Source organism: Natrinema ejinorense (genome assembly GCF_002494345.1).
Taxonomy (GTDB): domain Archaea; phylum Halobacteriota; class Halobacteria; order Halobacteriales; family Natrialbaceae; genus Natrinema; species Natrinema longum.
Genome location: NZ_NXNI01000001.1, coordinates 1,825,033 through 1,837,347 on the forward strand (window position 1 = coordinate 1,825,033; position 12,315 = coordinate 1,837,347).

The 12,315-nt window shown below is 66.1% G+C and carries 14 protein-coding genes; 3 read left to right on the top strand and 11 right to left on the bottom strand.

Translation table 11 applies throughout. From position 1 onward, the window contains the following. Nucleotides 1–9: 9 nt before the first annotated feature. The 7 genes from cobJ to CP557_RS09105 form a co-directional block, all read right to left on the bottom strand. Nucleotides 10–1,050: a precorrin-3B C(17)-methyltransferase gene (cobJ, locus tag CP557_RS09070; RefSeq protein WP_097379593.1), complete on the bottom strand. Its 1,041-nt coding sequence runs from the start codon at nt 1,048–1,050 to the stop codon at nt 10–12. An 18-nt stretch (nt 1,051–1,068) separates the two neighbouring features. Further along, nucleotides 1,069–1,962: a precorrin-3B C(17)-methyltransferase gene (locus tag CP557_RS09075; protein ID WP_097379594.1), complete on the bottom strand. Its 894-nt coding sequence runs from the start codon at nt 1,960–1,962 to the stop codon at nt 1,069–1,071. After that, nucleotides 1,959–2,957, bottom strand: a complete 999-nt coding sequence (gene cbiG / locus CP557_RS09080; protein ID WP_097379595.1) for a cobalt-precorrin 5A hydrolase — start codon at nt 2,955–2,957, stop codon at nt 1,959–1,961. The genes CP557_RS09075 and cbiG overlap by 4 nt, the downstream gene beginning before the upstream one ends. A 210-nt stretch (nt 2,958–3,167) precedes the next feature. Next, nucleotides 3,168–4,064: a cobalt-precorrin-4/precorrin-4 C(11)-methyltransferase gene (locus CP557_RS09090; RefSeq protein WP_097379597.1), complete on the bottom strand. Its 897-nt coding sequence runs from the start codon at nt 4,062–4,064 to the stop codon at nt 3,168–3,170. Then, a complete protein-coding gene (locus tag CP557_RS09095; RefSeq protein ID WP_097379598.1) occupies nt 4,061–4,981 on the bottom strand; it encodes a cobalt-factor II C(20)-methyltransferase in 921 nt (306 codons plus the stop codon). Before CP557_RS09095 ends, CP557_RS09090 begins: the two co-directional genes overlap by 4 nt. After that, nucleotides 4,978–5,586, bottom strand: a complete 609-nt coding sequence (gene cbiT, locus CP557_RS09100) for a precorrin-6Y C5,15-methyltransferase (decarboxylating) subunit CbiT (protein WP_097381596.1) — start codon at nt 5,584–5,586, stop codon at nt 4,978–4,980. The genes CP557_RS09095 and cbiT overlap by 4 nt, the downstream gene beginning before the upstream one ends. A 201-nt stretch (nt 5,587–5,787) precedes the next feature. Beyond that, nucleotides 5,788–6,570, bottom strand: a complete 783-nt coding sequence (locus CP557_RS09105) for a 3-oxoacyl-ACP reductase family protein (protein WP_097379599.1) — start codon at nt 6,568–6,570, stop codon at nt 5,788–5,790. A 290-nt stretch (nt 6,571–6,860) separates the two neighbouring features. Here CP557_RS09105 and CP557_RS09110 point away from each other — a divergent pair, with 290 nt between their 5' ends. Then, on the top strand, nt 6,861–7,280 hold the full coding sequence (locus tag CP557_RS09110; protein ID WP_097379600.1) for a thiol-disulfide oxidoreductase DCC family protein: 420 nt from the start codon (nt 6,861–6,863) through the stop codon (nt 7,278–7,280). A 38-nt stretch (nt 7,281–7,318) separates the two neighbouring features. Here the strand turns inward: CP557_RS09110 and CP557_RS09115 are convergent, their stop codons facing one another. Continuing rightward, nucleotides 7,319–8,632, bottom strand: a complete 1,314-nt coding sequence (locus tag CP557_RS09115) for a hypothetical protein (RefSeq protein WP_097379601.1) — start codon at nt 8,630–8,632, stop codon at nt 7,319–7,321. Between the two features lie 92 nt (nt 8,633–8,724). Continuing rightward, the gene (locus CP557_RS09120) at nt 8,725–9,579 is read right to left on the bottom strand and encodes a 3-hydroxyacyl-CoA dehydrogenase family protein (RefSeq protein ID WP_097379602.1); all 855 of its coding nucleotides are present in this window, start codon (nt 9,577–9,579) and stop codon (nt 8,725–8,727) included. A gap of 244 nt (nt 9,580–9,823) precedes the next feature. Between CP557_RS09120 and CP557_RS09130 the strand changes: the two genes are divergently transcribed. Continuing rightward, entirely contained in the window at nt 9,824–10,117 is a 294-nt protein-coding gene (locus tag CP557_RS09130) for a hypothetical protein (RefSeq protein WP_097379604.1), read from the top strand. Between the two features lie 79 nt (nt 10,118–10,196). After that, a complete protein-coding gene (locus tag CP557_RS09135) occupies nt 10,197–10,349 on the top strand; it encodes an AbrB/MazE/SpoVT family DNA-binding domain-containing protein (RefSeq protein ID WP_097379605.1) in 153 nt (50 codons plus the stop codon). Between the two features lie 75 nt (nt 10,350–10,424). Here CP557_RS09135 and CP557_RS09140 read toward each other — a convergent pair whose 3' ends face one another. Further along, nucleotides 10,425–11,024, bottom strand: coding sequence for a nucleotidyltransferase family protein (locus tag CP557_RS09140; RefSeq protein ID WP_097379606.1), 600 nt, complete (start codon nt 11,022–11,024; stop codon nt 10,425–10,427). Continuing rightward, complete coding sequence (locus tag CP557_RS09145) at nt 11,021–12,250, bottom strand: molybdopterin molybdotransferase MoeA (protein ID WP_097379607.1); 1,230 nt, start codon at nt 12,248–12,250, stop codon at nt 11,021–11,023. Before CP557_RS09145 ends, CP557_RS09140 begins: the two co-directional genes overlap by 4 nt. Nucleotides 12,251–12,315 lie beyond the last annotated feature (65 nt).

Consider the following 12,315-nt stretch of genomic DNA (forward strand, 5'->3'; position numbering starts at 1 on the left):
GGTGTGCTCTCAGTAGTCGTACTTCGTCTCGTAGCCACGCGGGGTGACCATCCGGTCGTCCCAGACGTAGGTGTCCTCGTTGCCGACGACGATCGTCGTCGTCATGTCGATGATCTCGCTCTCGCCGAGCTCCTCGAGTTCGCCGAGTTCGGTGATCATCACCTGCTCGTCCTCGCGGCCGGCACCGTGAACGATGCCGACGGGCGTGTCCTCGTCGCGGTGGGCCAGCAGGATCTCACAGGCCTTCTCGAAGTTCTCCCGGCGCTTGCGGCTCCAGGGGTTGTAGATCGTGATCGTAAAGGACTCCTTGGCCGCGGAGTGGAGTCGCGACTCGATCTCGGGCATCGGGACGAGGTGGTCCGACAGCGAGATCGAGACGGTGTCGTTGACCAGCGGCGCACCCAGCCGGGCCGCACAGGACTGGGCCGCCGGGACGCCCGGCACGGCCTCGAAATCGACCATCGACGCCGTCGCGCCCTTGGACTCGAGAATCTCGAGTGCGAGCCCGCCCAGCGCGTAGACGTTGGGGTCGCCGCTGCCGACGATGGCGACGTCGTTGCCCGCCAGCGCGCGGTCGATGGCTTCCTCCGTTCGCGACACTTCGCCACACATCGGCGTGTCGTACAGCTCGTCGGCCTCCTCGGTGATCTCGTCCGGAATGAGGTCGATGTAAGTCGTGTAGCCGACGATGTGCTCGGCCTCGAGCAGCGCCGTCTTCGCGCGGTCGGTCATCCCTTCCGGATGGCCGGGACCGAGGCCGACGGCGCTCAGTTTGCCGGGGTCGGCGTCGAAGTCGTCGACGGTGGAGCCGACCTCCTTCTCGTTCGAACTGTCGTCGTCGGAACTCGAGGCCCCGCAGCTACTCGAGGACGAGGAGGAACTCGACGAACTCGCACCGCACTTGGAACTGCTGGAGTCGTCGGTACTGCTCGAGGCACCGCAGCTACTCGAGCTATCGGTGCTCGCCCCGCTGGCACTGCTCTCCGTGCTCGAGGCTCCGCATTTGGAAGTCGATTCGTCGTCAGCGTCCGCGTTGGTGTCCGTACTCATGGTTGTCTGGTGTTGGATTCAGAAGTCGTCGACGTCACGCCCGCCGCGCGGGGTGACGAGGTACGTTCGGTCGTCGTTGCGCCAGGTTTCGGTCTCGTGGTTGCCGATGATCAGCGAGGTGCCCATCCCGGAGACCTTGTCGTCGTGATCGGCGGCCTCGCCGAGGGTGGTGATGAACTGACTCTCGCCGTTTCGGCCGGCGTCCGCGCGGCCGGCATCGTTGACGATGGCCACGTAGGCGTCGTCGGTCCGCTCCTCGCGGACGATCTCGACCGCTTTCTCGTAATTTCGCCAGCAGTTATAGAGGACGATCACGAAGTCCGAAACCGCGGCCGCCCGCAGCTTCTCCTCGATCTCGTCCCAGCCGCGCCACTTGTCCGACAGCGAGACCGTACAGAAGTCGTTGCACAGCGGCGCGCCGACGTTCGCCGACCCGCCCAGTGCTGCCGTCAAGCCGGGGACGATCTCGATCGGAATATCCGTCGCGTCGTCCTCCTCGGCCATCTTGAAGATGAGGTCGGACTTGCCGTAGACCGACGGATCGCCGCCGGAGACGTGGGCCACGTCCTTTCCCTCCCGAACGTGGTCGAACGCCGCGCGGGCGAGTTCGATCTGGCGGCCCATCGTCGAGCGGACGATTTCCTGCTCGAAGCCGTCCTCGCGGATTGCAATGCCGTCCTCGTCGGTTTCCTCCTCCGGCAGCAGGGTGCCGTCGTCGCGAAGGAACTCCTGATAGAGGCTCGAGGCGATGACGACCTCCGAGGATTCGATGACCTCCTTGGCTCGCTTGGTCATGTGTTCTGGCAGTCCGGGGCCGATGCCGACGACGTAGAGGGTGCCGTGGTCGTCGGGGGTACCGCCGGCGGCGTCCGCGTTCGCATCCATCTCGGTGGCGTCTGCGTCCGAACTCATCGACCGATCGCCACCGTAACCTCGTTTTCGTAGCTGATCTTTTCGAGGACCAGTTCCTGCTCGGCCCCGCCGGCGATCGCCGAAGCCTCGGAGACGCCCGGCCAGCCGATCAGCTCCTTCGACTTCGAGGGCGTCGGCCCCTCGTGTTCGAGTAGCGTCTCCTTGTCGAAGGCGACCACGCCGAGGTCGAGTTCCTGTGCGGCCTCGAGCAGCCCTTCTTCGTCTTCCTTCCGAGTCGCAGTCCCGACGAACTCGACGTCGTCGACGTCGTAGTCGGTCTGCTCGAGGGCCGCCTCCCAGGCTGCGAGGAAGGCCTCTTTGCTCGCACCGGAGACGCTGCCGGTACCGAGCACGACGCCGTCCCCTTTGTTGCGCTTGAGAACCGTCACGTCGTCGCCGACGAGGACCGCTTTCGGCCCGTCGAGTCTGGCGACGGGGCCGAGGTTTTCGTCGAGGACGGCGAGGTTCGTCTTGACCGTCGAGTCGCCGTTGACGACGTGGGTGTCCATCGCCTTCGCGCGGGACTCGACGCCCTGCTTGCCCGCGGCCTCGCTCGCGGTGGTCATCGCCGGCACGGCACCCATCGTCGCGAGGTCCTGTGCGACCTGATTCGCGCCGTGGTGGCCGCCCGTGATCGGAATGGCCCACGTCAGTTCCTCGTCGACGACGCAGATCGCGGGGTCCTCCCACTTGTCGTCGAGCAGGTGGGCCGTCTTCCGCATCGCGATGCCCGACGCCATCAGGCCGATGAAGCAGTCGTACTCGCCCCAGTGCTCCTCGAAGACATCGCCGTGGTACTCGATGATGTCGATCGACTCGTAGCGATCGCCGATCTCGGCTTTGATCTCCTCGGCGGTATCCATCTTCCGCCCGAAGGAGATGATCGCGATCTCCTCGGCGACTTCGCCGTCCGAATCCGCCGTCGAACAGTGTCCGCCGCCGGAGTCCGATCCCGAATCGTCCATCGTATCCGCGTTCTCAGTTCCTGAACTCATTGTGTAACCTCCATCGAATCGAAATCGTCCGCTCCGCGTTCCACGACCCCGTCCAATCCACCGTTCGGGTGGGACTGAAAGGGGCCAGCCCGCTCGAGGAAGGCGGACGACGCAAGGACCGCAGGCCGACGGCCGAGGACCGCAGCGAGTCCTCCGACTCGAGCGGGCTGGGGGCTTTCACCGTGTTCGCGGTAGTGACTCCGAGTCATCTCAGTCGTCACCCGCCTCGGTCTCGCCGGACTCTCCCGACGAGCCTCGATTGGCCCAGTCGCCGTAGAGGAACGAGCGCTCGTAGCCCGCCCCCGTAACCGCATCGCCGATGACGACCAGCGCCGACGCCCGGTATCCGGCCTCTTCCACTTTATCCGCAATATCACCGATCGAGCCGATGATCACGTCCTCGTCCGGCCACGAGGCGTGGTAGATCACCGCAACCGGCGTCTCGGGGTCGTGATCGTCCTCGAGCAACCGGTCCATCGTGTCCCGAACCGCGTGGGTTCCGAGGTAGATACAGGTCGTCACGTCGCCCATCTCGACGAAGTCGGAGATGTGGTCCTCCTCCGGCGTCAGGGTCTTGCCCTGGGGCCGGGTAAAGGCGACGTGGTTCGAGACCTCGTTGAGCGTCAACTGGGTCCGAAGCGTTGCGCTGGCCGCGAAGGCCGACGTGACGCCGGGCACGAAGTGAGTCGGCACGCCCTCGTGTTCCAAGGCGTCCATCTGCTCGAGCGCGGCTCCGTAGATCGCCGGATCACCGCTGTGCAGCCTGACGACGTTGTCGCCGTCCTCGTAGGCGTCTCTCATCAGCGGGATCAGCTCCTCGAGGTCCTTCCCGACGGAGTTTACCAGTTCGGCGTGGGCACAGTATTCCTCGAGGAGTTCGCTGTTGACCAGCGAACCCGCGTGGACGACGAGGTCGGCCTCCTCGAGCAGTTCCTTCCCCGCGACGGTCAGCAGGCGCGGGTTGCCGGGGCCGGCACCGACGAAGGGAATCCCCTCCTGTTCGTCGCCCGCGCTGTGCTCGAAGATCCGGTCGTCCAGTTCCTCGCGGCGGCGCTCGCCTTGGGAATCGATCGCGTCCTGCGGGTCGTTTTGTGCGTCGTCAGTCATCGGTGGCCTCCACAGTCGCCGCCTTCGCAGCCCTCGGCGTGCTCGAGGTCGACCAGCCTGCCTACGTCGGAGGGTACCTCCGACGAGGATCGCGAACCTTCCTCGGAACGCTTCGCGTTCCGATGTGGATCGCGCTCGCTTCGCTCGCGCTCACCTTCGATTCGCTCACCGCCATCGGTCACTGGCTCACCGCTCGTCGTCGAGTCGTCCTCGCTCGAGTCGTCGGAGCCCTCAGTCTGGAAGGCTGCCGTCGCCTGCTCGACCTCGAGGCCCGCCTTTTCGGCGTAGGCGAGCGTGTAGTAGTCCCGCTCGTCGATGTCCGCGGGATCGTCGGTGACGATCGTCTCGCCCTGTTCCATGAACAGCCGGCGGCCGTAGGTCACGTCGTAGCCGGCCTCGACGAGTCCCTCGTGGGTCGCCGGTGCGTCGGTGACTTTGAACAGGATCATCCGATCCGGCCCCGTGGGGCTGTGGCCGGCGGCGGCTTCCCGCAAGGAGAGGCCCGCGCCGGCTTCGATCTCGACCCCCATCGCGGTCGCGAACGCCGTCACCGCGCTCACGCCCGGGACGATCTCCAATTCGACGTCCGAGTGGAAGGCGTCGATCGTCCGGCGCAGGTGGCCGAACGTCGAGTAGACGTTGGGATCGCCCAGCGTGACGAAGGCGACGTCACCCTCGCGGGCGTTCGGGGCGATCTCCGCCGCGGCTTCCTTCCACGCCGCACGGAGCTTCTCCTCGTCTTTCGTCATCGGGAAGTCGAGATCCCCGATCTTCGACTCGTCGACGTGTTTCAGTGCGACCGTCCGCGACAGGCGGCCGGGCGAGTAAACCACGTCGGCGTTCTCGAGGACCTCCTTCCCGCGAACGGTCACGAGGTCGGCCTCGCCGGGACCGAGCCCGACGCCGTAGAGAGTCATCGGTGATTCCCCCCGCTCCCGTCGGTGGCACCTCTCTCGCCATCATCCTCGTCGTCGGCCGTCGCGCTCCCGACCAGCATGTACACCGGGTTGTCCGAGTTGAAACTCGTCGCGCCGGCGAGTTCGTAGCCGTGGCTCACCTGGAACTGGACGACCTCCTCGAGCAGGCCCCGTTCGCGGAAGGCCTCCGTCGCCTTGCCCGCGACCTCGAGGCGCGAGACGTTCATCACGACGCGGTCGATTTCGGTTTCGACGGCGTGATCGAGTACTGCCTCGAAGTTCCGACTCCCGCCCAGAAAGAGGGCGTCGGCGTCGGCGGGCAGCCCCTCGGGCGCTTCCGCGTTTCGCAGTTCGACATCGGCGCGCACCGACTCCTCGTTGACCGCGAGGTTCTTTTCCGTCGTCTCGAGTCGCTCGGGTTTCCGTTCGAGGGCGGTCACCCGCCCGGCTCGCTGTGCGGCTTCGATCGTGATGGCCCCTGTACAGGAGCCGACCTCCGCGAAGTGATCGTCCGGCTCGAGTGCGAGTTTCGAACCGACGACGGCGCGGACCTCCGATTTGGTCGGTCCGGCCTTCGCGTCGTGTGGAAGCGCGATGGGTGGCATCATCCGGTGGAACAGATCCCGGCCGTAAAACAATTTTGTTTGGGGTAGAACAACTGTGGTTGCTCGAGGTGCGTGACCGCGGCCGGACGGACAGTCACGGCCCCGAAATCGGAGTTAGCGGGTCCCGGCTGCTTCGGGATTCGGCGGATACCGGCTGCTCGAGGCTGCCTGCCGAATCGGATCGCCTGGCTCGGCGACTCGTCACCACTCGATGCCGCCGTTGATCCCGACGACCTGGCCGGTCATGTACTCGGCCCGGTCGCCGACGAGGAACCGGACCATCCCGACGATATCTTCGGGTCGGGCGAACCGATCCAGCGGAATGTCCTCGCGGATCTTCTCTCGAACCCGATCGGGAACCGTCTCGAGCATGTCCGTCTCGGTAAAGCCCGGCGCGACGCAGTTCGCCGTCGAGCCGTGACTCGCCAACTCCAGAGCGAGCGTCCGAGTGAACGCGAACAGGCCCCCCTTCGAGGTCGCGTAGTTGGCCTGTCCGTAGTTGCCCTGCTGGCCGACCACGCTCGAGATATTGATCAGTCGCCCGTGGTCGGAGGTTTTGATGTCCTCGTAGAACGCCTTCGTGCAGTTGAACGTTCCGTGGAGGTTGACGTCGATGACCGCCTGCCAGTCCTCGTAGGTCATTTCCTCGAACGTTCGATCGACGGTGATTCCTGCGTTGTTGACGAGGACGTCGATCGCGCCGAACTCCTCGCGGATGTCCGCGGCCATCCGTTCGACCTCCGTCGGGTCGGAGACGTCGGCCTGGACGGGGATCGCCGACTCACCGTTTTCTTCGATCCGCTCGGTCACGTCGCGTGCCTTCGCGTCGGACGAGCGGTAGTTCACTGCCACGTTCGCACCACAGCGGGCGAGTTCGAACGCGATTTCGCGACCGATTCCACGCGAGGAGCCGGTGACGAGACAGGTACGGTCGGTCAGCGGTCGACGCTCGAGCGGTTCGAGTCGGTGAACCGTTTCAGCCATATCTGCACCCACACCGTTGTTTGCATTAACTATTTAATCCGTTTTCAGAATGATTGAATGGCAGTTTGAGTGGTTCTCTTCTCCACTGTCGTACGTCTGATACGGTCCTCCGTCCGAGTGACCTGACCCTACGGACGAGTCGTGGGGTCGCCGGCACTGCCTGACAGCGGTCCGTATGAGGACGTGGTGTGGAAGTCGTCGGTTCCCGCTGCCGTCGCAGTGTCGATCCGGACCGCTACTGCGACGACCGGAATCGTGAATTGGCAGGAGTCCCAACGGACAGCTACCCCATGAGTACGGACATCCCGGACGACCCGATCATCCTCTTCGACGGCGTCTGTAACCTCTGTAACGGGTTCGTCCAGTTCATCCTGCCGCGGGATACGGACGGGCAATTTCGGTTCGCCTCGCTCCAGTCCGATGTCGGCAAACAGTTGCTCGCCGAACACGACCTCCCGACGGACGAACTCGAGTCGATCGTCCTGATCGAGGGCGACGACTGCTACGTGAAGTCCGCGGCGGTCATCCGAATCGCGAGGCTCCTCGGTGGGGTCTACGCGCTGCTCGGCCCGTTTCGGTTCCTGCCGCGGTCGATTCGGGATCGGGCGTACGACTTCGTCGCGGCTCGCCGGTATCGCTGGTTCGGCAAGAAAGACCAGTGTGCGATGCCGCCGGCCGACGTCGACGTCGGTGCGCGATTCCTCGAGTGACGACGCGGCGGCTCCGTCGCTCGTCGATGTCGCGCAGGTCAGTCGTCGCCGAGCGCGAGTTGTCGGCCCAGAAGCGCGAGCGGGTAGCCGAACACGGCGACGCTTACGACCCACGGCAACAACAGGAGCCCGTATATCGTCGGCCCGTATCCGAACACCGTGACCGGAGCGATGGCCCCGATCGCGGCGATCGGCGTGAGTCCAGCGATTGCCACGACCACGAGCGCGATCGGCGTTCGGCCGCGTTCGAACGCGTGTCCGATCGGTAGCCAGAGTGCGGTTGCCAGTCCGAACCACATCGGGAACGCGTACAGCGGCGGTCCGGCGAGCAGAAGAGTGACTCCCCCGGCGGTCGTCGTCGCGAGCAGCGACAGGCCCGCCAGCCCGCGCGTTTCGAAGCGTCTGCCGAACCGGCGTGCCACGCTTCCCAGCAGGGCGTAGCCGATCCCGAGCGACGCCAGCGCGACGGCACCCGGCGCGAGGCCGGGACCGGCCGCGGTCGACCCGACGACGAGGAAGCCCACTGCTCCGATACTCCCTACTGCCACGATCAGTCGCTCGAGCGTCGCGTCGTCGACGGCGGCGACTCCCAGGCCGATCCGCCCGGCTGCGACCCCGGCGAGTGCGATCAACGCCCCCGGAATGGCGCCGCCGCTCACGCCGTGTGCGAGCGCCGTCGGTCCGGTCTCGAGGGCGAGCGTCGCGTAGCCCCTCGCGGCGTCGAGAACGCCGCCGCTGCCGTAGGTGACGTACGTCTGCTCGCCGAAGTCGTCGCCCGGATCGCGGTCGGTCCCGCCGGTCCACGTCACGGCGTTGCCATCGACGTCGGCGGCGCGGACGTGGTTCGTGACCCTCGTCCCCGCGGGAGTATGTAGCGTGACTCGCTGCGCAACGATCTCGTAGCGAGTGGACGCGGTTCCGACCGCGAAGTAGTCGACGATCCAGGTGTCTCCGACCCCGGATCGGGCGATGTCGTCGACCGTATAATTCACGACGACGGTATCGTCCTCGAGCGACGGCTCGACCTCGCGGACGTCGTCGTCGGCGGCGTGGTATCGTGCCCAGGCGTCGTCGACCGCGGCCTCGAGTGCGGTCGCGTTGGTGCGGTAGCGCTCGGCGGCGGCCTCGGTGACCGGCACGCGGGCGTGCCAGCGCGAATCCCCGGTTTCGTCGACGTAGATGTCGAGCGTTCCCTGCTCCGTCGCGCCCGCGATCTCGGCATCGTTGGCGGTGCCGGGGCCACAAACCCCACAGAGTTGCGTCGGCGGTGGTGCGCCGGCGACGGCGGCGACACCGGTCGCTCCGACGAGGCTACAACAGAGGAGGGCGATAGCGAGGCGTGCGAGGCGCATCGTTTCCCGCAACGAGTGTCAGCGTGAAATACTTTATCGGAAACTGAATCGAATCGCAACCGATCGCGGTGCCGTCGCCGCGACGCCGACGATCACTCGTACTCGTAGAACCCGGTTCCGGTCTTCTTGCCGAGGTCGCCGGCCTCGACCTTCCGTTTGAGGAGGTACGCGGGCTTGTAGCGGTCGCCCAGCTCCTCGTGAAGCGTTTCGGAGGCGTGGAGACAGACGTCGAGACCGATGTGATCCGCCAGCGTCAGCGGCCCCATCGGGACGTTGGTCCCCAGTTCCATGCCGGTATCGATGTCCTCCTTCGTGGCGACGCCCTCGTCGTACGCCCGAATGCCTTCGTTGATCCAGGGCATCAGGATACGGTTGGTGACGAAGCCGGGCTTATCGTCGGCCTCCCAGGTCGTCTTCCCGAGGTCGTCGGCGAGTTCGTGTGCCAGCTCCGTCGCCTCCGCGGTCGTCTTCTCGCCGACGACGACCTCGACGCCCTCCATAATCGGGACCGGGTTCATGAAGTGCAGCCCGATCACGCGCTCGGGGGTCTCGAGGTCCGACGCGATCGAGGTGATCGAAATCGTGCTCGTGTTCGTCGCGAGCAGGACGTCGTCGGCACAGATCCGCTCGAGGTCGGCGAAAATCTCCTGTTTGACGCTCAGTTCCTCGAGGGCGGCCTCGACGACGAGGTCGCAGTCGGCGAGGTCGTCGAGCAGTGTCGTTCCCTCGATCCGGTCGCGGATGGTCGCCGGGGATTCCGCGAGATCGTCTCGCGCGTCCAGCCGTGAGAGGCTATCGTCGATGGTGTCGAACCCGTTCTCGACGAACGTCGACTCGATGTCGCGCATCACGACCTCGTAGCCGGCCGCCGCTGCGACCTGTGCGATCCCGCTGCCCATCGTCCCCGCACCGACGACGCCGACACTGTCGATCTGCTGGCGAACCATACGCCCTATATGCCCGGAGACCGGCGTAAGCCTGGCGGTAGTCGCCGTCGGCCGCGAACGTGGGGTCGATTCATACTGCCGGACAGAACGACGTGAAGATCGGTCGCTCTGCTGTGGCCGTCACCGGTGGGGACGGCCACGAATTCGCGACCGACTTCGTATTGACTTCTGTCCGACAGTATCACGAACGGACCTGGACGTTCTCGTCAGAAACTATAACACCGTCCCCTGTGACGTACGCGTCATGTGTCGGGAGACGAAGCGCGAACCTGCGTGGGTGTCGGCGATCCGGCTGGCATTCCTCCGGGGGCAGGTCGACGTCGACGGCGTGATGGAAGAAGCGAATCTGATTCCCGGCCGCGAGGGGACGGTTCGGGACGTCCTCTCGACGATGGCGGACCGGAACCTCCTCGAGTCGGTCGATAGCTCCGAGGACACGTACGTTCCGGGACCGGTTCTCGTCGAATCCGACCGATACGACCTCGACTTCACCAAGGCGTCCGACGGCGGCGCACACCGATGGCGCTCGAGCGGGTGACCCCGCTCCGGCCGTCGGTGACCGCGTTCCCTCCACATAGCGTAAACTATGTATTGACTAGGGCTGTACCCCACGTAGAATGGGTATACTCACCGATACGAAGGTTTCCGAAAAGAACCTGACAACAGTGCCGAAACCGGTTCGCAATTTCCTCGATGTCGGCGAGGGCGATCGGGTCGAGTGGCACGTCGAGGACGGACAGATCGTCGTGAGGAAACTCGAGTCCGAGTAGTACGGCCGGACCGCGCCGGGGTCGAACGCCCGCTTCGACGAGCGGAGAACTCACGAGACGCATTCGGCGGGTCGGTCACAGATCGTTGGGGCTGTCGATGTCGCGGCGCACGCCCGGATCGTCGACGAGGACCAGCGCGCTCGCGTCGCTCTCGCGAAGGATTTCGCGGCCGCCGATATCGCCGTCGACGTCGGCGAGCGCGTCGAAGAACCGCTCGTCGAACAACACCGGGTTTCCCCGCTCCCCGTCGAACGCCGCCGCGAGCGCGTCACCGGCGTCCGCGGCGTACGCCGAGACCAGCGAATCGACCGTCGACGGATCGACGAACGGCATGTCCCCGAGCGCGATGACGGCCGCGTCGTACTCGCGATCGCGTCCGCGAATCGCCCGGATCCCGGTTCGGAGCGAGGACGCCTGTCCGGTGTCGTAGGCCTCGTTGACGGCGGTTTCGACGGGAAGGCCCTCGAGCGCGTCACCGACCCGGTCGGCCTCGTAACCGAGGACGACGACGACCGGGTCGACGCCGCTGCGGACGAGCGTTCGCGCGGCCTGGCGGACGATCGGCTCCCCCTCGAGCGTCGCCAGCAGTTTGTTTTCGTTCCCGAAGCGGCTGCTCGTCCCGGCGGCGAGCAGGAGGCCCGCCACGGCCGGCGAATCGGACGCGTCCGTCGTCATCGCTCCAGCGCCGTCGCCGGAACGACGTCGACCGGCTCGTCGGCGGCGACGCCGTTCGTCGTCAGCACGAACCCGTCGGCTCGGCTCGCGCGCGTACTCGAGGAGAGGACGCTCGGATCGAACGTCTCCTCGTAGATCGGGAGCGGTGAGTCGACGTGGCCGAGTCCCGTCGCGGTCCCGTCCTCGAGCGTGACGGGAATCGCGTAGGTGAAGCCGGCCGTACCGATCCCCACGTCGTGGGCCATCCGAGCGGACACCGTCGGTAGGGACGCGTCGCCAGTAAAGAACGGGCGGGCGACGAGTGCCGTTACGAGGTATGCACCTACCGGTTTCCCCGGGACGGCGACCGCCACCGCGTCGTGGTCGGGCAGCCGTGCGACGCCGATCGGTTTCCCCGGTCGGAGCCGAACGCGGTGGAACAGGACGTCTCCGAGCGCGTCGAGCGTCCGGATCACGTAGTCCTTGTCGCCGACGCTCGTCCCGCCGGTCGTGACGACGACGTCGTGCTTGCGGGCCAGTTCGTCGATTCGGGATTCGACCCGGTCGTTTTCGTCGGGGACCGACCCCTCGTAGGTCGCCTCGTGTCCCCACGAGCGAACGAGTCCGGCCAGCATCGGCGAGTCGAGGTCCCGGTGGCGTCCCTCGTGGATCTCCGTGCCGGTCGCCAGCAGGCCGACGGAGATGCGCTCGCGGACGGCGACATCGTCGATCCCGAGGTCGCCAAGTAGCAACGCGTCCTTCGCGCCGAGTCGCTCGCCCGCATCGAACAACTTCTCCCCCTCGCTGACGTTGCTGCCGCGTTGGTAGACGTAGGTTCCGGGTTCGATCGCCGTCCCCGTAAGTTGGCCGTCGTCGACGGTGGCCTCCTCGCGCTTGAGCACCGCGTTCGCCGACGGTGGCAGCGGCGCACCGGTCGCGATCCGGATCGCCGTGCCCGACTCGAGGGCGGGTGGCTCGTCCTCCGGGCAGACCGGGTCGTCGACGACCGCCAGCGGATACTCGTCGGTCGCGTCGAACGCGAAACCGTCCATCGTCGCGTGACTGTGTGCGGGGACGTCGACCGGCGCGTGGATCGGTTCCGCGAGCGTCCGGCCGGCCAGTTCGTCCAGGGAGACGCGTTCCGTCTCGAGGGCCGGCAGCAACTCCGTGCGGAGCGTCCGAACGTGGTCGACGGCCGCATCGAGGTCGATCAGATCGTCGCCGTCGTGGGGATTGTCGGTCGTCATCGGTCTAACTGAACGGTCGAACCTGTTTGTCGGCAAACACTCATGTTTATTTGTGTGGTACGGGA

Coding starts and splice junctions, on each gene's coding strand:
- cobJ (WP_097379593.1), bottom strand. CDS start 1,050: ATGAGTACGGACACCAACGCGGACGCTGACGACGAATCGACTTCCAAA.
- CP557_RS09075 (WP_097379594.1), bottom strand. CDS start 1,962: ATGAGTTCGGACGCAGACGCCACCGAGATGGATGCGAACGCGGACGCC.
- cbiG (WP_097379595.1), bottom strand. CDS start 2,957: ATGAGTTCAGGAACTGAGAACGCGGATACGATGGACGATTCGGGATCG.
- CP557_RS09090 (WP_097379597.1), bottom strand. CDS start 4,064: ATGACTGACGACGCACAAAACGACCCGCAGGACGCGATCGATTCCCAA.
- CP557_RS09095 (WP_097379598.1), bottom strand. CDS start 4,981: ATGACTCTCTACGGCGTCGGGCTCGGTCCCGGCGAGGCCGACCTCGTG.
- cbiT (WP_097381596.1), bottom strand. CDS start 5,586: ATGCCACCCATCGCGCTTCCACACGACGCGAAGGCCGGACCGACCAAA.
- CP557_RS09105 (WP_097379599.1), bottom strand. CDS start 6,570: ATGGCTGAAACGGTTCACCGACTCGAACCGCTCGAGCGTCGACCGCTG.
- CP557_RS09110 (WP_097379600.1), top strand. CDS start 6,861: ATGAGTACGGACATCCCGGACGACCCGATCATCCTCTTCGACGGCGTC.
- CP557_RS09115 (WP_097379601.1), bottom strand. CDS start 8,632: ATGCGCCTCGCACGCCTCGCTATCGCCCTCCTCTGTTGTAGCCTCGTC.
- CP557_RS09120 (WP_097379602.1), bottom strand. CDS start 9,579: ATGGTTCGCCAGCAGATCGACAGTGTCGGCGTCGTCGGTGCGGGGACG.
- CP557_RS09130 (WP_097379604.1), top strand. CDS start 9,824: ATGTGTCGGGAGACGAAGCGCGAACCTGCGTGGGTGTCGGCGATCCGG.
- CP557_RS09135 (WP_097379605.1), top strand. CDS start 10,197: ATGGGTATACTCACCGATACGAAGGTTTCCGAAAAGAACCTGACAACA.
- CP557_RS09140 (WP_097379606.1), bottom strand. CDS start 11,024: ATGACGACGGACGCGTCCGATTCGCCGGCCGTGGCGGGCCTCCTGCTC.
- CP557_RS09145 (WP_097379607.1), bottom strand. CDS start 12,250: ATGACGACCGACAATCCCCACGACGGCGACGATCTGATCGACCTCGAT.